The 20,303-nt window shown below is 41.9% G+C and carries 18 protein-coding genes, 1 pseudogene and 1 riboswitch; all 19 genes and pseudogenes read right to left on the bottom strand.

The window, feature by feature from the left end:
* Nucleotides 1-753 carry a class I SAM-dependent methyltransferase gene (locus DWW77_RS16735; protein ID WP_118609167.1) on the bottom strand — a complete coding sequence of 251 codons (753 nt, stop codon included), beginning with the start codon at nucleotides 751-753 and terminating at the stop codon, nucleotides 1-3.
* Nucleotides 754-756: 3 nt separating this feature from the next.
* Nucleotides 757-2,325: a nickel ABC transporter substrate-binding protein gene (locus DWW77_RS16730; protein ID WP_243101225.1), complete on the bottom strand. Its 1,569-nt coding sequence runs from the start codon at nucleotides 2,323-2,325 to the stop codon at nucleotides 757-759.
* A gap of 29 nt (nucleotides 2,326-2,354) precedes the next feature.
* Entirely contained in the window at nucleotides 2,355-3,293 is a 939-nt protein-coding gene (locus DWW77_RS16725; protein ID WP_118609166.1) for an oligopeptide/dipeptide ABC transporter ATP-binding protein, read from the bottom strand.
* Nucleotides 3,294-3,302: 9 nt separating this feature from the next.
* A complete protein-coding gene (locus DWW77_RS16720) occupies nucleotides 3,303-4,094 on the bottom strand; it encodes an ABC transporter ATP-binding protein (RefSeq protein ID WP_118609165.1) in 792 nt (263 codons plus the stop codon).
* Nucleotides 4,075-4,938 carry a nickel transporter permease gene (gene nikC, locus DWW77_RS16715; RefSeq protein ID WP_021650926.1) on the bottom strand — a complete coding sequence of 288 codons (864 nt, stop codon included), beginning with the start codon at nucleotides 4,936-4,938 and terminating at the stop codon, nucleotides 4,075-4,077. The genes DWW77_RS16720 and nikC overlap by 20 nt, the downstream gene beginning before the upstream one ends.
* 15 nt (nucleotides 4,939-4,953) lie before the next feature.
* On the bottom strand, nucleotides 4,954-5,883 hold the full coding sequence (locus tag DWW77_RS16710) for an ABC transporter permease (protein ID WP_015526672.1): 930 nt from the start codon (nucleotides 5,881-5,883) through the stop codon (nucleotides 4,954-4,956).
* A 136-nt stretch (nucleotides 5,884-6,019) separates the two neighbouring features.
* Nucleotides 6,020-6,193, bottom strand: a riboswitch (cobalamin riboswitch).
* A gap of 68 nt (nucleotides 6,194-6,261) precedes the next feature.
* A complete protein-coding gene (locus DWW77_RS16705) occupies nucleotides 6,262-7,620 on the bottom strand; it encodes an MATE family efflux transporter (RefSeq protein ID WP_118609164.1) in 1,359 nt (452 codons plus the stop codon).
* A gap of 155 nt (nucleotides 7,621-7,775) precedes the next feature.
* On the bottom strand, nucleotides 7,776-8,450 hold the full coding sequence (locus DWW77_RS16700) for an ABC-2 transporter permease (RefSeq protein WP_118609163.1): 675 nt from the start codon (nucleotides 8,448-8,450) through the stop codon (nucleotides 7,776-7,778).
* Nucleotides 8,447-8,851, bottom strand: coding sequence for an ATP-binding cassette domain-containing protein (locus tag DWW77_RS16695; protein WP_353616957.1), 405 nt, complete (start codon nucleotides 8,849-8,851; stop codon nucleotides 8,447-8,449). Before DWW77_RS16695 ends, DWW77_RS16700 begins: the two co-directional genes overlap by 4 nt.
* 82 nt (nucleotides 8,852-8,933) lie before the next feature.
* The gene (locus DWW77_RS16690; protein WP_055155795.1) at nucleotides 8,934-10,142 is read right to left on the bottom strand and encodes a hypothetical protein; all 1,209 of its coding nucleotides are present in this window, start codon (nucleotides 10,140-10,142) and stop codon (nucleotides 8,934-8,936) included.
* Nucleotides 10,143-10,293: 151 nt separating this feature from the next.
* Nucleotides 10,294-10,677 (bottom strand): DUF6262 family protein, encoded by a 384-nt coding sequence (locus DWW77_RS16685; protein WP_055155794.1) that lies wholly within the window; start codon nucleotides 10,675-10,677, stop codon nucleotides 10,294-10,296.
* On the bottom strand, nucleotides 10,643-12,166 hold the full coding sequence (locus DWW77_RS16680) for a tyrosine-type recombinase/integrase (protein WP_117802415.1): 1,524 nt from the start codon (nucleotides 12,164-12,166) through the stop codon (nucleotides 10,643-10,645). The genes DWW77_RS16685 and DWW77_RS16680 overlap by 35 nt, the downstream gene beginning before the upstream one ends.
* A complete protein-coding gene (locus tag DWW77_RS16675) occupies nucleotides 12,156-13,913 on the bottom strand; it encodes a tyrosine-type recombinase/integrase (RefSeq protein ID WP_118609162.1) in 1,758 nt (585 codons plus the stop codon). Before DWW77_RS16675 ends, DWW77_RS16680 begins: the two co-directional genes overlap by 11 nt.
* Before the next feature lie 6 nt (nucleotides 13,914-13,919).
* The gene (locus DWW77_RS16670; RefSeq protein WP_055155791.1) at nucleotides 13,920-15,050 is read right to left on the bottom strand and encodes a tyrosine-type recombinase/integrase; all 1,131 of its coding nucleotides are present in this window, start codon (nucleotides 15,048-15,050) and stop codon (nucleotides 13,920-13,922) included.
* A gap of 168 nt (nucleotides 15,051-15,218) precedes the next feature.
* A complete protein-coding gene (locus DWW77_RS16665) occupies nucleotides 15,219-17,195 on the bottom strand; it encodes an ATP-dependent DNA helicase (RefSeq protein WP_118609161.1) in 1,977 nt (658 codons plus the stop codon).
* Between the two features lie 21 nt (nucleotides 17,196-17,216).
* A complete protein-coding gene (locus DWW77_RS16660) occupies nucleotides 17,217-17,942 on the bottom strand; it encodes a DUF4240 domain-containing protein (protein ID WP_117802418.1) in 726 nt (241 codons plus the stop codon).
* A 524-nt stretch (nucleotides 17,943-18,466) separates the two neighbouring features.
* Nucleotides 18,467-18,967: a DUF3846 domain-containing protein gene (locus tag DWW77_RS16655; RefSeq protein WP_118609160.1), complete on the bottom strand. Its 501-nt coding sequence runs from the start codon at nucleotides 18,965-18,967 to the stop codon at nucleotides 18,467-18,469.
* A 56-nt stretch (nucleotides 18,968-19,023) separates the two neighbouring features.
* Complete coding sequence (locus DWW77_RS16650; RefSeq protein ID WP_118609159.1) at nucleotides 19,024-19,464, bottom strand: ECF-type sigma factor; 441 nt, start codon at nucleotides 19,462-19,464, stop codon at nucleotides 19,024-19,026.
* Nucleotides 19,465-20,012: 548 nt separating this feature from the next.
* A pseudogene (locus tag DWW77_RS16645) lies at nucleotides 20,013-20,303 on the bottom strand (ABC transporter ATP-binding protein); the annotation flags it as partial.

Genomic DNA, 20,303 nt, shown 5'->3' with positions numbered 1-20,303 from the left:
TCACTTCTCCTTCTTTGTGGCTATTACAATAAATTTTTTCCCCTGATATCCGTATTTCCAGAAATCCATCGTCCATGGTCTGTTTAGCCAGCGATTCTCTCTGATCTGGATCCTGGCAAAGCGTACCTTTTTTAATATCTGAAAGTCCGCTTCCGGACGCTTCTGCGATGTAAATGGCAGCTTTTCATAAATTCCGCTGTTTTCCTTCACGTCAGATCCATATGTTTTTCTTTCTGTAACATAAATAAGAAAATCAGCAATTTTCATATGGATTTTATTTTTTAATGTGGGTTCGATGGTACGATAGTCCCCATCAAAATAAATGATCCTTCCACCTGGTTTTAATACAGCCTTCCAGCGTCTGAAAGCTTTTTCCGGATCATATAATGTCCACACCGCATCTCTGGAAAGTATCACATCATAGCTTTGTTCTTGTTCCAATGGCAAAGTTACACCATCTTCCTCACAGATTTCCACCTGTTGATGATACTGTCGCATATTCCTTCTGGCTTTTTCTACCATTCCTGATGAACCATCGATCGCTTTTACATCATGTCCCAGACGCGCTGCTATGATGCTCATAAAACCCGGGCCGCAGCCCACTTCTAAAATACGAAGGGGCTCAGGTCCAAGAAGTCTTTTCAATTCTTTTGTCCAGTGAGATACCGTTCTTTTGTTATTCAATTGTTTTTGGATCATATCATCATAATCACCGGAATCTTCTGTCCATTTATTCTCGATCTTTTCAAACATTTTTTACTCCACTACATCCAGTGTTGCCCAGTTAATGCCTTCATAGGCAGTCGGTGCAAGCTCTACATTGGTCAGTCTGGTATTGTTATAGATATAATCACGGTTCGGATAATACAGCGGCACTGTTACTGCCTGATCGTTGATACGTGTAAGGATCTTATCGTATAATTCCGTACGTTTTTCTTCGTCCTGTGTTTTTAATACTTCTCCGAGATCTTTGTTCAGTTCCTCATCGTACCAGTTTACTGCCTTTGCTCCATCTTCCGCATAGAACATTGATTTCAGGAAACCATGAGGCATCCAGGAGTCTTCATAGCTGCGGTAAATGCACAGATCGTAGTCTCTGGTGTTCCAGATTTCATCATAGTAAGCTGCAGATTCTTTTTCTACCAGTTCAATACCCACACCAACCTTCTCATATTCAGATTTCAGGTATTCACACAGTGACTTCCAGGAAGCATATTCTTCAGTCTGGAATACCAGTCTGAGGCTCAGTGGTTCTCCGTCTTTTTCTACAATACCATCTCCGTCTGTATCCTCATATCCTGCTTCCTTTAACAGTTCCTTTGCTTTATCCGGATCATATGGATAACCCTTGCTGTTTTCTTCTGTTACATAAGGAACTGTCGGAGACATAAGTCCGGTTGCCGGATTGCCGTAACCATCCAGCAGATCATTTACAATGCTTTCTTTATTTGTTGCATAGTTCAGTGCCTGACGTACGTTTATATCCTGAAGCGCCGGTGTATCATAATTTTCGATCAGATAGTAAGAAAGTGTGGAAACCTGCTGTTCTGTCGATAAATTTTTATCTGCCTGGATAATACTGAAGCTTTCGGATGGAATATCCTGAAGATTCAGATCTGCCTCTCCACTCTGAAGTGCCATCACTCTGGCATCACCGTCTACCACCTGTTTCAGAACTACTTTATCAATATTTGGTTTCTCACCGTAATAATTAGGATTTGGTACCAGGACAACCTCCTGACCGCTTTCATAACTGTCGATCATCCACATTCCGGTACCCACTTCCTGACAAAATTCTCCGTCTTCATCCAGTGCACTTTCACAGGTGAAACGGAATGGTCTTGGATAGCTGAATTCGATCAGCAGTGTATAGCATGGTTCTGCGAACTTAAATTCTACAGTATAATCATCTACCTTTGTAACATTTTCCAGTTTGGCTGAAAAGTTACCGATCACATCCTGTTCCACCCATCTGTTATAATTCCACATCACATTGTCTGCATTAAACTCTGTGCCGTCCGAGAATTTCACATCTTTTCTTAAATGGAACGTATAGGTTGTGCCATCTTCGCTGATATCCCAGGATTCTGCCAATGCCGGTTTGATTTCTCCATTTTCTCCGTAACGTACCAGAGGATCATAGATCATTTCATAAAGACGAAAATCCGGACCACTTTTTACCGGGTCACAAAGTTCAGGAGTCAGATCAATGGATGTCATTGCCGTAACTACTTTTTCCTCTTTTGCCTGTACATTGACACCTGTCAGTAAAGTTGCCGCCACCATGCTCAATGCTATCAATTTTGCTACACGTCTTTTCTTCATTTCTTCCTCTCCTTTGTTTGTTTTATATTTTACAGCATATGACATGCCGCAAAATGTCCTGTTTCAATTTCTGTCAATTCCGGTATATGCTCTCTGCATATATTTGTACATCTTCTGCACCGGTTCTGATATGGGCAGCCCTGTTCCGGAATGGTATCTGAAAATATTTTCTTTTCCTGCAATCCGATTCTTCGCATTTTCGGTTCTTTTACCGGAATAGAATCAAACAGATCTTTTGTATAAGGATGTACGGCAGTCTCCTTTAAGCTGTCCGTATGATCGATAAACTCGACCACGCGTCCCTGATACATAATAGCCACCTCTTTGCAGAGATATGGAACGTTGGACAGATCGTGAGTGATCAGTAAATAGGTCATCTCATATTTTTCCTGCAGCTCATTTAACAGATGCAGGATCTGCTTTCGTATGGAATAATCCAGACTGGATACCGGTTCATCACAGATCACAAGCTCCGGTCTTAATACCAATGCTCTCGCAATATTAGCTCTCTGACACTGACCTCCTGAAATCTGTCCAACATAACGGTTGCGGATATCCGGATCAAGCCCCGTCTGGATCAAAGCCTCCTTTACTCGCTCTTCATACTCACCCTCTTGCAGTTTTTCATGTAATTTCAAAATTTCCAAAATATTTTCTCCAATGGTATAACCGGGATCAAATACCCCGCTACTGCTTTGAAAGACCATCTGAAGATTCTTGCGATATGGACGAAACTGCTTTTCAGACAAATCCTGCATTTCCTGTCCCTGAAACCAGAATTTTCCATCTGTAGGTTTCTCCAGGCCGGCGATCAGCTTTCCGAATGTAGTTTTACCACTTCCACTTTCACCGATCAGAGCCATGGATGATCCTGCATGGATTTCCAGACTTACATCATCCACTGCCTTCACAATTTTTTTCTTGCCATAATATTTTTTTAAATGTTCTGTCTTTAACAACGTACTCATACTTTTCCCCTATAAAACTGCATCCAGCAGTTTTTTTGTATATGAATGCTGCGGATGATAAAAGATCTCTTCAACCGTTCCGTTTTCCACTATTTCGCCGTCTTTCATGATCGAAACATCATCTGCGATCTCTGCCACCACACCCAGATCATGCGTAATAAATAACACGCCCAGATTTTCTTTCCTGGATAGCTGATAGATTTCTTCCAGAATCTGCTTCTGTACGGTTACATCCAAGGCTGTCGTCGGCTCATCTGCGATCAGATAATCCGGTTTCATGGACATGGCAATAGCGATCATAACACGTTGGCACATACCACCAGACAATTCGTAAGGTTTTTTCTTCATCAGTTCTTCCGGATCACGCAGATTCATCATCCGCAGACTTTCCAACGCTGCTTCCCTTGCCTGTTTTTTGCTCATTCTGTGATGTTTTCTCAGTCCTTCCAGAAGCAGTTGTTCAACTGTAAAAAGCGGATCAAGAGCAGCAGTCGGATCCTGAAAGATCATTCCGATCCTGTCTCCGTATAACTGTCGTTTTTCTTTTCCTGATAACTTCAGAAGACTCTTTTCGTTCAGTGTCACATCTCCGGATATCACCTTTCCATTTCCTGCAAGCAGATTCATGATCGTCAGAGAGGTAACTGACTTTCCGCTTCCGCTTTCTCCCACCAGAGCATGGATCCTTCCGCGCTTTACTTCCAGACTGACATCTTTTACTGCATGAACCATTCCGTGAGAGGTCTGAAACTCCACATGTAATCTTTTTACCTTTAGAACATCATTTTTGGGCTGTTCCATTCTGTATTCCCTCCCCCAGATAATTAAATGCCAGAACAATGATCATGATCAGTATGCCCGGATAAAACATCAGTCTTGGATAAGTCTGAATATAACTTCTACTGTCACTGAGCATGATCCCCCATTCCGGTGTCGGTGCCTGCACACCAAGGCCTATAAAGGAAAAACCGGCAATTGACAGAATGATCGAACCGATTTCCATTGTTGCCAGTGCGATCACAGATGGCAGGATATTTCTCAATACATGCCTGAATATGATCCTTGCGTGGCCGCAGCCGCCGGCTTTTAGTGCGGTCATATAATTTTTATTTTTTTCCTGAAGTGTCAATGCTCGGGCAAGCCTTGCATATTCTGCCCAGGATACGACCGATAAGGACAGAATCAGATGAGCGCCGCTGGCTCCTACGGTTCCTGCAATGGCAAGTGCCACAATAAAGACCGGCATAGCCATAAATACATCAATGATCCTCATAATTATCGAATCGATTTTTCCACCTACATATCCGGCAAACAGTCCGATCGGCACCCCGACACATACGGTGATCAGAAGCACCGTAAAGCTATAGCTCAGTGAATACCGGCTGCCCCAGAGAAGTCTTGATAAAATACATCGTCCCAGCTGATCAGTACCTAAAGGATATGCCGCCGACGGATTCTTTAATTTTATCGAAACATCCACAAGCAGTGGATCATGTGGCGCCAGTACAGGTGCAAAAATAGCTGCCAATGCAAAAATTATGACCACCATCAATCCTATTTTTGTTTTCGGTGACCGGAATACCTGTTTCCAGTACAGATTCTGGATCATGCTTTTTTCTGTTTTCTGCTTTCTTCTGCTTCCCATTCTATGATCTCTCCTTTACTTTAACTGGATTCGCCGGTCAATCGCAGAATAGGCGATATCCACAAGAAAATTTAATACTACAATGCCAACAGCCAGAATAAAGATAAAACATTGCAGCACCGGAGTGTCTTTTGAGATCACGGATTTCAATGCCAGATTTCCGATTCCCTGAATTGAAAAAATACTTTCTATCACAGCTGAGCCACAGAAAAAACCGATCACAATTGATACCAGACGTGTCAGCACAGGAATCAGGATATTTTTCAGACCATGACGCAAAATTACATTTACAGATGACAATCCCTTAGCTCTGCTGGCACGTATGTAATCCTGCTTCAGCACCTGTATCATATTGGTACGGATCAATCTCGTCATAATTCCAAAGAAACTGATATCCATGGCAAATGCCGCAAGAATCGGGATGCCTCCGGCATCTCCTCCGATCACGGAAATCACTTTTAGCTTTACTCCAAATATATAGAGCAGCATCAGACCGATCCAGAAAGACGGCATAGATACACTGAGGGACGACAAAATGCGAATGACTTTATCCAGAACTCTGTTTTCATAAATTGCCGACAAAATTCCGAGAGGGACTGATACGATCATCAACAATAAAAACGAAGTAACTGCCAGTTTAAATGTCTGTGGAAAATATCTTTTTAATTCCTCAAAAGCCGGTTTTCTGGTAGAATATGATTTTCCAAAATCGCCATGAAGTGCCTGATCCAGCCATTTCCCGTATTGTACCAGCACCGGCTGATCCAGTCCTTCCTCATGCCGTACTTCTTCTACCTGCTCCGGTGACGGATGCTCATATTTTTTCTCCGCCAGCACTCTGGCCGCATCACCTGCCGATATAAAACTCAGCATAAAAATAATAAATGTAACCGCCAGCACTACCGGAATCATAAATATAAAACGCTTTGCAATTACTTTTCCCATCTTCATCTCTCCTCATTTTTCATCTGTTTATTCGGTTAAAATAAAAAAAGCTGATATGATCCAGCATCATATCAGCACAAAAAACAAACCTCTACCTCAAGCAGAGCTTATTCCTTCTGTATCCCATCCGAATCAGAATTCTTCTGTCAAAAAGGCAAGTCTCCTGACTCCAGTTCTTCCTACTTACCATCTTCCCGGATCTCTCCAGTGATATTTTGGTTTTCGTCCCTGTCACAGTAGCGGTGGCTGTTCTGGCATTTCACCAGATTCCTTATTAAGTACTTTGTACACCCTTCTGACTATTCAATTTTCATAGTTGTAAGTATCATAATATCATACTTTTCTTTTTATATAAATAGTTTTTTGTCAAAAGAAACATTATGTATGAACGGTGACTTCTTTATATTTCCGTATAATGATCATATAACTTACGAATAATAAAACAGCTGCACTGCTCCATGCACAGATCTCTGCATAGTATATTCCATCTTCACCGATCAGTTTTGGCAGCAGCAGCGCAACACTGACACGCATTATAAATTCTGCAATACCGCTGGCAAGCGGAATCAAAGTATTACCCAGGCCCTGGATAGCGGAACGATACACATACAGCAGATACAGCACCCACAAAAAGACAGCCATGATAAACAAATACTTATATGCTATATCCAATACCTGTCGGGTCTGATCCGGTTCACCGGATACAAACAGGGACAGTACATTACGTCCAAACAGTACCATCATGCCGGAAATGAAAGCCGAAGTGAGCACTGCCATATAAGTGCCGCTGCGCACGCCTTTTCGAATCCTCTGATATTTCTTTGCACCAAGATTCTGGCCCACATAGGTTGTAATAGCATATCCATATGAAACGGCAGCCATCTCCAAAACCCCATACAGCTTGTTCGATGCCGTAAATCCCGCCACAAACAGAAAACCAAATCCATTGATCACATACTGTACCACAAGTCCTCCCACGGAGATGATCACATTCTGTATCGCAAGAGGAACCGCCAGTTCCAAAAGCCGCAAACTCATAGAAGGCTGCCTGTAAAAATCCTTCTTTTCCAGGCGGATATCCGGGATTTTACGTAATACGATCAAACAGTACAAGGCTGAAAATCCCTGTGCGATAACGGTCGCCACTGCTGCTCCGGCTACACCCCAGCCAAAAACCGCCACAAACAACAGATCCAGTCCCACATTGATCACTGCTGCCACTGTCATTGCGATCAACGGTGATCTGCTGTTTCCAAGTGCCCGAAGGATCGCTGCAAATATATTATAAGCAGCTATGATCGGGATTCCTGCAAAGATCAGCCGCAAATATAGCATTGTCAGATCAATGACATTATCCGGTGTCTGTAAAAATAAAAGAACATGATAAACTGTACCTTCACTTACTGCGAGTACGACCACAGACAGTAATGCTGTCATGATATAGCTTTTCGCTACTGCACATTTCAGATTTTCCTTTTCTCTTGCTCCATAATACTGAGATACAAGAATAGAAAAACCCTGTGTGATACCTGTCATGATCCCCAACACCAGCCATACCAGCCAATCTCCGGCACCTACTGCCGCCAGTGCCTTAACTCCTACCACTTGTCCGACGATCATGGTGTCTGCCATTGTATAAAACTGCTGAAAAATATTTCCAAGCATCATTGGTATGGCAAAAGTTATGATCAGTTTTCCGGGAGATCCGGCAGTCATATCTTTTTCATTGGTTCCCATAAAAATCTCCTTTTCTTTTCATCCTTGTCCGCTATTTTACAAGGGACTCTTACGAAACACAAGACTATTTTTTCACAAAGTTTTTCTCATATTTTTGGTAGCTATTACATCTTTATGATCATTATTTTTAATGGATCATTTTTGTCACGCCTATCTTAAAACTCTTTCTTCTTCATGGCGCTCATACTATACTTATACGAAGCAAACCATATAAGCAGACTTAACACAATGAGGGCAATCGCAATTTCAAGATCCCCTATTCCCCCTATCATATGCAGAATACTTTCTTTTAATCCCAAGTTAGCCTTCACAAAAAATCCAATTGTATAACAAATTGCAAAAATAATTAAAATTGCGATTGGCAGCACAATTCGCCCTTTCTCTCCTTCGAACCTTATCCTGATCGCGATCATAATTCCCGCAATTGCCTGAAACACAAAAAATGTGATCAACTCCATTGCCAGCATTTCCAGATCAAACACCTCTTCAGGATTTATGAGTACCATAATTCCTGCACAGATCATTCCAATGCACCATCCACATGCTGTCATGATAAAGGAAAAAATATATTTTTCTCTGACATATATTTTTTTATTTACGGGTAAAGAAAATAAATATGTGTAACCATGGCCATTTTCATCATAACTGATCGTATTACCTGAATATATCGCCAGAACAGATGGGATATACATTGCAATGAAAGCAGCTGCCTTTTTTCCTGTAAGTATAAAAAACAATGCTACAAACACTAACACCAAAAAAAGATTACCACCCTGTCGAAAAAACAATCGAAAATCCTTTTCCAAAAGACCTCTGATTCCTTTCATCATCTTTCGCCCCCTGTCAACATCAGGATCACCTGATCGAGTGATCCGCTCTCTACTACGATTTCCGGATAATTTTCTATATAATACTGCTTCTTGTTCGTCAGACAGGCAACTCCAAAAAACTCTTTTTTCTCTTTCAAAAGATACCTTTTATCCACTGCCTGATATTGTTCCTCACTGACCTTCAACACTGCATATTTTTCAAGAATCGTATCCATCGCTTCATGAAGTATGATCTTTCCTTTATGTATCACATAAATGTCATCACACAGATGTTCTAAGTCCGAAGAAATATGTGAACTGATCAGGATACTTCTCTCCGGTTCTTCTTCCATATACTCTCTTAAAATATCCAGCATCCTTTCCCTCGCTCCGACATCAAGCCCTGCTGTCGGCTCATCCATAAAATTAGGCATCCCTCTCCCAGCCCTCTAAAACACTGGCTTTAACGTCAGAGACACGAGTGTATCGTGTTCACTATTGTTCTCAAAGCGTTAGCTCTACTCCTTCTTGTTCCAGTGCAGCACTCAACTGTTTTGCATAAGTCACCTGTCCACACTTTTTCATTCCATATAAGATTCTTAAACATATATTTCTTTGTTTTAGTTTTCTTATGAGATATGTTCCGTCAAACGCCTTAGAGACTATGTCATCATGAACCTCTTCCAAATGTTCAACCGCTAAGAAACTATTACTCATCTCACTAAAACATAATAGTGTATTTAATGTATTCATAGAAATGCTGGATAAATATTTTTTCAAAATCTCCCCATTCTTTTGTATTTTGCGTAAATCGAACCCTATCTCTTTACCCTTGTTGTCAGATTTACTTTTCTCAGAATAGTATCTAACCAATGAAGCGTATTCTTTTAATTCATTTTCTGTAATTGACCCGAATACTTTCTCGCATCCAATATTTACCGAAAACTCTCTATTTTCCTTAATTAGATTTACAGCATCTGAAAATTCTTTACTTCCGAGATGATATTCTTGCTTAATCTCATCTTTGACTTCTTTGAATTTCTCTGTTCTCCATTCTTCATATACAGGAAGCCGCTTCGAAATATCCCATATATCTGCTCTCGACAAGCTCTTGGTAAATGTTCCTAGCGAATATTCAAAGATACAATTATCCAGAAAATATATCAAATCATCAAATTTTTTCATTACTTCCTTAAATTCTGTTTCTAACAATTCAATACTTACATGAGAAATTTTGTTTTTTATCATATGTGGTTCATCTTCTTTATTTAGTTCATATTTGAAGGCATCCCCCTCTTCATCGAAATAATAAAAGTAAATCATATCTTCTATATTCTCAAAATATGCAGGAATTCTTCTGTCAATATTCTTCTTATCACATGCTAATTTATATAGGCATTCAATACTATGCGTGTGTAATTCTTTTTTTCTTTCCTTTAAGACTTCCTCAGAATAACATATCCCTTTCTTTTCCTCTATTCGCCATAACATTTTTATGACAATCTTCAAAGATAGCTCAATACTGTGTCTGGCGTTATAAACGATAGGATATACTAACAGATCTTCAACTTCGGAACCTGTTTTCAATGATTCCGTCAGAAGTTCAACGGTACGCTTGAACCCATTTCTTATATCCTCATCGGTAGTTCCCCCATTGTCACCTACGCATGCAATAATTGTATCTTCTTCATGAAATTCAAACGGATTTTCCATCTTCTATCATCCTCTTTCTTCGAATTTAACTTATCGATAAGTATATCATAAATACAATTTATGCACACCTTTTGTTATCTACACTTTTATATTCCAACCACAACAACCGGGAAATTCTTCCCGGTCGTTGCAGATTATTTTCTAATTCAGATTATAAAGTTTTTAATACGTTCAGGTCTTTCTTGTTTAAGGCTTTTCTCAATCTTACATTTTCTTTTTCCATTTGCTCTTTTTCACGTTTCAGCTCCCGGATCTGTTCTTCTAATACATTGATCCGATTCTTCAGTACAATGTCACCTATGTATCTTTTGGGGTCTATCATTCCTGCCTGCTGCTCCAGAGCACGATCCATTTCTTTTCTGACCGTTTCATTCTTATAAAAGAATCCTCTGGACAATCCTGTCCTCTTTGTCAGTTTTGGGACCGTCACTTTTTCCCGTTCTGTCAGCATCTGCCTGATTTCTGTCACTGCCCTGTTTACTTTTTCTTCACTGGCTTTTTTATTGCAGGCTATCATCGAATCGTATTTGTTCATATTCTTCCTCCCATCCTTCCAGACATTCCAGTACCATCTTAGATAATCGGTTTCTTGTTTTTCGTGTATCATCTGCCAGTATTTTGTTGCTCATCTTTCTGTAATACTTTACATTTCTCAGGCTTCTATGCCCCAGTAGTCTTGCGATTGTCCAGTCATCCACATGCATCTCGGCAAGCTTCATGCCATAAATATGCCGATACATGTGAGAACCGAATCCAAAATATTCTCCCTTATCATCTCGGAGATTTTCCTGATATATTTTATCTGTAATTTTTTGCTGGACTGTAGCATATTTCATTGGTTTTGAAGGATCACTTAAACTTGTAAAAATGTATTTACCTTTTCCGTGCTCCTTTTCTCTGTATCGAATCGCTTCCTTTATTAAGGCAGCCAGTTCCTGACTAATCGGTTTTTCATAAAAATGTGTTTTCATTTGGTGGATCTGTATTATGGTTTCACCGTCTTTTTCAATCAGGCAGTCTGTCCTGAGTGTCAGTGTATCTGACATTCTTGTTCCAAGCATTTGATGAATAAGCATAAGTCTCGCCGTCTGCACATCCACTTTCGTAAGGAAAGCATTAAATCGCTTTAATTCCTGATCGGAATAAATTTTGATTTCTCCCCTTATATCTGGTGGAATATCCCGATTCAAAATTAAATCCTTTACCTGCGGATATTGATAGACGTCAGCTACCATATTCAGCAATGCCCGCAGTCTCGTCAGCTCCGCCCGATATCTTTTTGTCCCGGTATCTTCTGTTTTCATGTATATCAAATACTCTTCCATGATTTTCCTGTCCAGCTTTGAGCAGGAATCTACTTCTTTATTGTTTTCCTTCAGATATCTTGAAAACCTTCGAATGGCAGTCATTTCTTTTTTTACAGTACCGATGCTTTCTGTTTTCAGTTGAAAATAAATTGCCTTTTTTACTTCCTCTCTGAGATCCTGTTGGGAGATTTCCTTAAAATTTATAATTCTGGTCGTGCGCGTCAGATCCTGTTTCACTTGTATATCAAGTTTTTCAAGTTGCCAGACATCCTTTGTCATCTCATCTACATCAGCATCTCTTAAATCAAGGAAATAATCTATTAATCGGTCAATATAGTGTAATGTCTTTGCCTGTGATACCGTTTCATTCCCACAATGGGATTTTGAAATTTCTGTCAGGGGCAATCCCTGCTGTAAAAGCCATATTTTCATCTGCTGCTTCCATTTTTCTTTGTCCCAGTCCAAAAAACTTTCCGGTCTGTCTCTTCTGGTTTGCAGCATTTTACATAAATGATGGTAAAATCTTCTCTCAGTATAAAATTTTTCCGCCCCAAGCTGTTGTCCTCTGTATTTCAGGAACTTCCTCATTTCTTTCTGCATCTGTACAGACGGCAGTAAATCAAGGTCATACGAAGGTTCTGTTCCCATTCGTATTTTTGAAATTTCACTTGCTTTCTCATAGGAGTCCAATTTTTTTATGTAAAATTTATTTTCCACGTTTGCACTTCTTGATTCCTGATGCCAGGCTGTTTTCTCCTTTCCTGAAAAACTCCTGATTCGCTGCTGAAATTTTCTTTGGCATAAAATCCACATACTGCTGTGTCATCTCTTCATAATCATGTCCCAGATAGTCCCGGATACTCTGAAGAGGGACTTCGTCATCATATAACAGAGTCGCTATCGTATGGCGGAAATCATGTGATTTAAAATCATACCCTTTGAAAATATCCTGCCTCTTATTAAACAGTTCTTTCATTTGCCACTTAAACGAACCATACTGATATGCCCCTCCCCGTTTGTTTTGAAAAACATAATCCTCACTTCCAATATGATATTTTTCCAAATATCTTTTCATAATCTTATAAAGAACATCTGGAATCGGTACTCTTTTGTATGTTCGCATTTTCATCTGATAAACCTGTATCCACGCATCTCTTCCCTGCCAGGAATAAGCATCCCCTTTCAGGGTGCATACTTCACTGATCCTTAGTCCAATCAGCATAGAATGTAAAAGGATCAATCTTGGAATTTCAGGGAAATTTTTTAATTCTCTCAGAATCCTCTCATATATTTCCATCTCTACGCTTCGGTTATTATGACAATGTATTTCTTTTTTCAAATAATACTCATAACGAAATGGTATCCTGTCTATGATTTCTTTCGTCTGCAGATATTCATATAGCTGATAGATTGCTATAACAATATCATTAAAATAAGAAGCTTCTTTTAACTCAATTATCTGGAAATATTTTTTTATTTCGGTTTCTGATGCAAGTTTCAGCTCCATCGCGGTTTCTTTTTCCATCCACATGACAAATGCCAGAATCCTGTAGAATTCGGCTTGTATGCCACTCATTGCCAAATGTGTAACACCCAGACAGTATTTCATGTATTCCTGCAAAATTTCCCGGTTCTCTCTTTTTTCTATGCCCATAAAGGAAAATTTTTTCACAGGATTGGATGGGTTGACTCTATATTGTTCCAGATGCAGTCTTTCCAAATACCAGACTGTTGAATCCCATAAAATATTCTTGGCATGGCAGAAAAGATATTTCTGACATTCTCGGAGTTCTCTTTCTGCAAGCTCTTTTGCATATGTCGTATCTGCATATTTTTCAAGTTTATCGGCCTGTACCTGTGTAATATATCTTAAATCCTCAATATGTTCCTGCATACAAAATTGATATACCACCTTCAAACCGTTTAACCGCATTGTGCATTCTCTCAGCATTATGTCACGCAGTACGACATCTTCGATAATTTCTAAAAGCTGACGCTTGCATAGCTCTGAGCCGTTTACACGAAAATCCCAAACTAATTTATCAATGGCAACTTTGCAGTCATATCTTTCTGCGATTGCCGGATTTGGGTGATATGGTAAAAAGAGCAGTTCGTGGATTAAATCTGTATTCTTTGCTATCTCCTGCTTTCCTTTTAACGTATTGGCATGCTTTCTGATTGCATATAATTTTGCCTTATCCATTCCACGTAAATAACTGCGTACTGCTGAATCAGAATAAGTGCTTTTCAGATATTTCCGATAATCCACTCTAAGCTCATAATCGATGTCTGCTATATGCCACACTTCATTTTTTACCAAGTATGCTTTCAGACAGCCTTTTCCAGAGTTGCTGTCCATGCTTTCATCTAATTCCCGGCTCAGTTCTTCTATCTTCTTTTCCCGTTCTTCACTTGATGTCCATTGTTCTTCCGGCTCCCAAGCAAACACCCTTCTTGCCGGCATCTATCTTCACCTCCTGCTTTCCAAAAACTGTTCTACTCCGTAAAGTTTGGAATATCGGCGGTAAAATTCCTGACTTGCTGTTTTCAGCTTGTCATCTAAAACATTCAGATATCGTATGGTTGTATCGAGATGCTTGTGTCCCAGTGCCTGGCTGATCATTTCCAGCGGCCAGTCTGCTTCCCACCTCGTATTTGCATAATATCTTCGAAGCATGTGCGGTGTGATCTTGATCCCAGTCTTTTTCTCCATGCGTTCAAACATATCGTAGACGCTGTCTACTCTTAACGGCTTCCCTATGGTATCCCCTTTGATGTTAATAAACAGGTATTCCTGTTTTTGCAGGATGTCCCAGTATTCCCCGATATAATAAAGCAGGAATTCAAAGGTATCATCGCTCACCCGTCCTCTTCGCTCTTCGGCATTTTTTGCTCTTGCATCGTTTTCATTATCATCCCGGAAGTCTACCCGGATCTCATGGTTTTCGTAATCGATGTCTTTGGTATAATCAATTCCCAAAATTTCACCGATGCGGAATCCCAGTTCCGATGTCAGTAAGATCAACACCTGATCCCTGCAGTTTGTACAGGCTTCTAAAATCGTTACGATTTCGTTCCGTTCGGCTGCCCGGACGTTTCGTTCCTCTTCTTTTAAGTATCCTTTAAATGACCGGGAGCGGATGGTTCTTCTGACCCCGATGGCATTTGCCTTTGTGATCGGCTGATTATAGGATAATACCGACAGGCAGGAACCGTTATTTCTGACTACTTCTAAAAAAGAATAAAACCTGAACACTTCTTTTAAGTAAGCGTTACAGGTTTTATTCTGCGGTTCTTTATCCAAATTGTCGGTATGTTTCCCAGCTTTCAGCCATTTCAGATATTCTGCGAAAAAATCATATTGCGTTTCGTAATCCATTCCATAGACATCTTCTGCTTCATGTTCTTCTTCCAGCAGATATTCCCAGTAGTAGGCAAGGGCAAATGCATTTCTCCGTATAGTATTCGGGGAACGGTTTGCCCGCACCTGATGCATTAGATACTTGCTTGGCAGCAACACAATTTCCAGTGTTTCCATATCCCGTATAAAGAAATATTTTACGGAACCTTCTCGCTGCATTTCCACTTTATATCGCTTCATGTTGTCTGCCTCCTTTCCTCTAACGCTATACACAGTATACCCAACTCATGCCAATAAAGCTATCACCAATACCACCAATTCGCTCCAAACCGCCCCTGAAATACCACTAAACTTTTTGTCCTGTCTGCTACCCGGATCTGGGCAGAACCAATAACGCCACGGATGTTCTCAGCTATAGTACCGCTCCACTTTCCGGCTTCGGATAAAATTTTCTACTTCTTCGATCCGTTCTGCCATTTGGCACTTTGGCAGTGCTTCCAGAACATCACTCCGATACCTGCCTTTCTTTGCTGTCCGGTGATCCAAAATGGACACAACGCAGGTGTCCTGCTCCGTGCGGATTGCCCGGCCGAATCCCTGCCGCAGCTTCTTCTGCATATCCGGGACTACGATGGTCTGGATGTAGGATTCCAGGGATCGGTACTGCTCCTTTTGTGCTTCATGGATGGGGTCCGGAACAGAAAATGGCAGTTTTACGATGATGAGAGACGATACCATGTCCCCCGGAAAGTCCACACCTTCCCAGCAGGAGCCGGCTGCGAACAGCACTGCATTCTCCATCTTCTTAAACCGTGCAATCTCTTCCTGGGAGTTTCTCCATACCTGCACCATCGGGAACGGGATCTGATCCCGCAAAAGCTGATGCACATTTCCCATCAGGGTATAAGATGTGAACAGTACCAGCGTATGCCCGTAAGTGGAACACACCAGATCACGGATCTGCCCGGCAAGCTGCTCGGCCTCTTCCCTGCTTCCCTTTTTCATAGGTCTTAAATGCTCCGGGATGTAAAGCAGACAGTTCTCTTTGTAACAGAATGGGGATTCTGCCACACACTCCCGGACACCCGTTTCTTTTTCCAGCCCGGTCATCTGTCTGGTTCTTGCAAACCCGTTCCCGGCTTTTAAGGTGCCGCTGGTTAAGATCGCCGGAAATCCCCGGCTCCATAAAGTCGCATCCAGATACTTCGGGATCTCCCGGTTGACTGCCATAAAGGTTAAATGTCCCCGGCTGTCCTGCTGTAAAAACAAAATATATCGCTTGTCGTTCTTTAAAAACCATCCGAACAGCTCTTCCATCTCTTCCATCCGCCGAAAGATCCAGTAAGGAATATTCCCGGCAAGCCTTTTGATCATAAGCTGAAGCCTTTCCTGCATCTGGGCTAAGGCTGTGCCAGCTCCCGGCGGAAAATAAAAACTTTCTTTTCCAGCCATGTCCTCTGTGCCATCTTTCCGATGCTTTCGGATCTCCGCCTGAAGTGCAGAAAACCCTTCCATCAGCCGTTTTCCATCCGTGCCTTTATGCTCTCTGCCTAAAAAGTAAGCAATCTCCTGCACATCTTCCCTTCCAATGCTTCTTCCATACATCTGGCTGGCGGCTTCCGGGAGTTTATGGGCCTCATCCACAACCAGAGCCCTGTAATCTGCCAGAAGCGGCCGGTACCCATTTGCCCGGTGCATGGCATCTGCCAGAAGATAATTGTGATTGCAAATCTGTAAAAAAATGTCCTCTTTCCTGGAACTATCCAGATGCTTCTGATAACGGCATTCTACTTTTCCCGGACACTCCCTAGGGCAGAATTTTGGTACGCACACCAGCCTGCGGTCAAAACCGCTCAGGTTATGTACGGAATCTAAATCAAAGTTATGCCGGAGGGACTTCAATGCCTCCATCTGTGCCTGATTTTTATTCTTGTCCCGGACTGCCTCTAATCTCTGGGCCAGCCTGTAATCGCACACAAAATGTTCCTTTCCCTTGCGGACAACTGCCTTTAATTCTCCCTGAAGCAGATCTGCTTTTAACAGTACATCCGATAAAAAAGGAACATATTCCTCTATGATAGCTTTCTGTAAGGCAATGCTGGAAGTGGATACCACCACAGGCCGCCTGTCACATCCCGAATAACCGGAATGCAGTACACTATATTTCCGCATCAGGATGCAGGCTGTCAGATAGGCATAGGTCTTTCCGATGCCGACTCCTGCATCACAGAGCGTGATTTCATTTTTCATAAGGGCATCCAGCATTTCATGGCAGAGACGGATCTGTTCTTCCCTTACATGAAGCCCGGCTTCCGGGAGAAGCTCCCGAAAGATCTGTTCCACTTCGCCATGTGCCCTTTTCTGATATTTATTTTTATAACACATTACTTCTCCTTGCCAGAAAGCTTATCTTACCGTACCCTTACGGACGGGTCTGGTCGCTTCCGGTGTATTCTGTCCCTGTTCCTGCATTTTCTTTATGGCAGCATTCCCTCTTGCCATCATCCTTCGGATATCCGTCCGGGAAACATTCCATGTCCTTACTTTCTGAGGAGCTTTCCTTACCTGCTCGGACAAATGGCATTCACAGAGTTTCGGATATACCACCATTGCTTCCGGTAATTCCAGCGGATACTCGATCATGGGATGGTACACAATATCCCGGATCACCTGCTCATAACATTCCATCTGCATTCTTGCCGTACTGTCCTGATAGATATTTTTCCCTTTCATGGCACTGTAGACCTGCGATGAGATGTATCCCAACGCTTCAAAACTACAGTACCCATACGGAGTCACGCCGGAAAGGGAATCCGGATCTTTTAAGGCATTCAGATAAACTTCTTTTCCCTGGGCGATCAGCCACATCCGAAAATCGGAAAAACTGTCATCACTGCACCCTGCTTCCATCATAATACCTGCCGCTGTCCATAAGCCGTACTTATAAGCCGCATCCCGGTAACTGTAAACAAGATTGTGGAATTGGAGGACATCCTCCGGTGTCATATAGAAGAGCTGCTGCTTGATCCACACTGCCGAAGCATCCAGATCGGTGCCGCACACTTCCTTTGCTTTTTCAATCAGATTCCAGAATTGATCCTTGCTCATTCCACTTCTTTTTGTTTCTTCCATCTGTTCTCTCCCCTTGATGTGACGTTAATACCACAAGAATACGGCTGTAGTCTCCCACAGCCGCATGGTATCTGATATCAACGACACACTTCTTCATTGATTTCTTTTTTATCTTGCTGTTCCGCATTTGACCTCGCACCCCCGGAACTATCCCTGTATTTCTTCTGGGAAAGGGGACACTACAGGCGGGCGGCTGGCCTGCCGCCGCTCACAGATGTCCTGGGGGTCTTTCTGATTACAACCCGGAGTCCATCTTCCGCTCTCTGGCTGGTAACGTGTATCATTATCCCCCGTCCGTGATCCTGGCGAAAGGCTGCCACCGCCTTATTCACAGCTATGCTTTCTCGCTCCAAGTCTAAGAATCTTTACCCTATACTTAATCATGGCGCTCATACTGTCACGCTTCTACGGTTGGGAACGTACCTGTAGTGCCGATATTCACTTGCCAAAGAACAGCCGAGGGATGTCCCTCTGCTTACTAGCCGATGGCAGTGTATTTTTTTATTCATTTCACAAAAAATTTTTTATCGTGATTCCCCGGATCTGTTTTTCTTTTTTCCTTTTGCCGGATTCTTCTGCTGTGCATCTTTCTTCTGCTTTTCTTTCTGCTCTTTGGCTTCTTCCGGCGGCATCTTCATCACATGAAGTTCCCCGTTAAACAGGGTGAAAACTTCCGGTGACTGATATTTTTCTTTAAACTTTTCAATCTGCTCCGGTGTCAGCGAAGTAAAATCGTCTTCTGTCAGTCCTACTACAAGGAATGTTCCGGCAATGGCATCATAGACCTGTCCTCGATCATCGTACAATGCCCGATTTAACGGCAGCCCCTCAAATTTTCCATTGCCGTTTAAAAGAACTCCAACCTCATCCTCAAACGGATAGGTCATCTCAATGTCACCACCTACCGCCTGCTGCAGATCCTCCAGTTCATTGGGGATGATCTTGACATAAGGTGCTTTCATCGGCTCGACTACCAGCACCGTCATCATTTCTTCCTGCATTTCGGACACTTCTTTCTCATCCATCGTATCAATCCTCCTGTCTGTTCGTTCTGATAATCAGCCGATGAGAGCCTTTTGTTTTATTCAAATTTCATGGACTTTTTGATTTTCTCCCGTAACCTCCGCAGTCTTGTATAAACAGTCTGCTCCGGCAGTTCCATGTGATGGCTGATCTCCTTTGGTGCATATCCCATCATCTTCAGAACAACCATCTGAAGAGTTTTCTTGTCAGTCGATAACAGGATCTGGAGTAGTTCTTCATTCTCCACGGTATCGAGCAGGGCTTCCACACTCTCTGGCTGAGACTCTCCTGATTCTTTTTCTTCCAGAAGCAGTTCCATACAGTCCAGAAGTGAGGTCTGATGTTCCCGGAATCTCCTCTCTGCATTAAAATCGTCCCAGTCATACTCCCGTAGCTTCTGGATCGTCTTTTCATCCACGCCCTGCTCGCGCAGGATCTTCTCTTCCTCTGCTTTCCACTGGTTCCATCTATATTCTTCTTTTGCTTTGTTATAAGCCACTTGTCTTTTCCTCCGATTTGAATTTTTACGAAATCAAATCGGAGTGTGGCGGTGATCGACAGCGATATACTCTAAAAGCATCATCATAAAAACGGCTATCAAAAACACCAAATTTCCGCAATGGAAAACTGGCATTCCAAAAACAGCCATTATTATACTGAATTACATAGAACGATAATGCCGATGCAATATTATACTTGCCCGAACGAAGAACAATAATTTTTTTAACTGATGCAGATCATGTGAGCTTTGAAAAAGTAAACGGGACACGATAAATTAACCTCCAATCGGCTACCGTGTCCCTGGAAGTCGTCATTGGTTTGTGTAAAAACAAAGAAACGGCGGCTCTGATTTCTCAAAACCGCCGTTATGGTAATAACTTAAAATGAGTGTGCAAAATTACCTGCCCCAACCAACGGTTTTTTCTTTCCCCTTAATCGGGGCAGATTCATGCGCTATGTAATTATTCTTTCGTGACTGATTCTTTCAGCTGTTCATAGGTTTCTGTGCTAATATCATATTCGATCCGACAGACATCTTATTTCCCATCAAGCTAATATTTTTTGCTCTGCGTTCCACATAGCAGCATATTTTCCGCCTTTCGCAAGCAATTCCTCATGGGTTCCAGATTCAGCAATCCTGCCATCACCCATTACAAGGATTTGATCAGCGTTTTTGACAATGGAAAGGGTATGAGCAATCATTACCACTGTCTTTTTTTCTTTTAGCAGATTGGCGATGGCCTGCTTTACGGCAAGCTCATTTTCAATGTCAAGAGATGCTGTTGCTTCATCCAAAAGCAGGATGGGGCTATTTTTCAGGATGGCGCGGGCTATTGA

The sequence above is a fragment of the Ruminococcus sp. AF17-12 genome (assembly GCF_003479245.1).
Lineage (GTDB): Bacteria > Bacillota > Clostridia > Lachnospirales > Lachnospiraceae > Blautia_A > Blautia_A fusiformis.
Note: the sequence above shows the minus strand (reverse complement) of the source record. Positions and strands in the feature narration are given on the sequence as shown.

What these genes read in the sequence shown, in the direction of transcription:
- DWW77_RS16735 (WP_118609167.1), bottom strand. Translation starts at nt 753, where the DNA reads ATGTTTGAAAAGATCGAGAATAAATGGACAGAAGATTCCGGTGATTAT.
- DWW77_RS16730 (WP_243101225.1), bottom strand. Translation starts at nt 2,325, where the DNA reads ATGAAGAAAAGACGTGTAGCAAAATTGATAGCATTGAGCATGGTGGCG.
- DWW77_RS16725 (WP_118609166.1), bottom strand. Translation starts at nt 3,293, where the DNA reads ATGAGTACGTTGTTAAAGACAGAACATTTAAAAAAATATTATGGCAAG.
- DWW77_RS16720 (WP_118609165.1), bottom strand. Translation starts at nt 4,094, where the DNA reads ATGGAACAGCCCAAAAATGATGTTCTAAAGGTAAAAAGATTACATGTG.
- nikC (WP_021650926.1), bottom strand. Translation starts at nt 4,938, where the DNA reads ATGGGAAGCAGAAGAAAGCAGAAAACAGAAAAAAGCATGATCCAGAAT.
- DWW77_RS16710 (WP_015526672.1), bottom strand. Translation starts at nt 5,883, where the DNA reads ATGGGAAAAGTAATTGCAAAGCGTTTTATATTTATGATTCCGGTAGTG.
- DWW77_RS16705 (WP_118609164.1), bottom strand. Translation starts at nt 7,620, where the DNA reads ATGGGAACCAATGAAAAAGATATGACTGCCGGATCTCCCGGAAAACTG.
- DWW77_RS16700 (WP_118609163.1), bottom strand. Translation starts at nt 8,450, where the DNA reads ATGATGAAAGGAATCAGAGGTCTTTTGGAAAAGGATTTTCGATTGTTT.
- DWW77_RS16695 (WP_353616957.1), bottom strand. Translation starts at nt 8,851, where the DNA reads ATGGATGAGCCGACAGCAGGGCTTGATGTCGGAGCGAGGGAAAGGATG.
- DWW77_RS16690 (WP_055155795.1), bottom strand. Translation starts at nt 10,142, where the DNA reads ATGGAAAATCCGTTTGAATTTCATGAAGAAGATACAATTATTGCATGC.
- DWW77_RS16685 (WP_055155794.1), bottom strand. Translation starts at nt 10,677, where the DNA reads ATGAACAAATACGATTCGATGATAGCCTGCAATAAAAAAGCCAGTGAA.
- DWW77_RS16675 (WP_118609162.1), bottom strand. Translation starts at nt 13,913, where the DNA reads ATGCCGGCAAGAAGGGTGTTTGCTTGGGAGCCGGAAGAACAATGGACA.
- DWW77_RS16670 (WP_055155791.1), bottom strand. Translation starts at nt 15,050, where the DNA reads ATGAAGCGATATAAAGTGGAAATGCAGCGAGAAGGTTCCGTAAAATAT.
- DWW77_RS16665 (WP_118609161.1), bottom strand. Translation starts at nt 17,195, where the DNA reads ATGTGTTATAAAAATAAATATCAGAAAAGGGCACATGGCGAAGTGGAA.
- DWW77_RS16660 (WP_117802418.1), bottom strand. Translation starts at nt 17,942, where the DNA reads ATGGAAGAAACAAAAAGAAGTGGAATGAGCAAGGATCAATTCTGGAAT.
- DWW77_RS16655 (WP_118609160.1), bottom strand. Translation starts at nt 18,967, where the DNA reads ATGGATGAGAAAGAAGTGTCCGAAATGCAGGAAGAAATGATGACGGTG.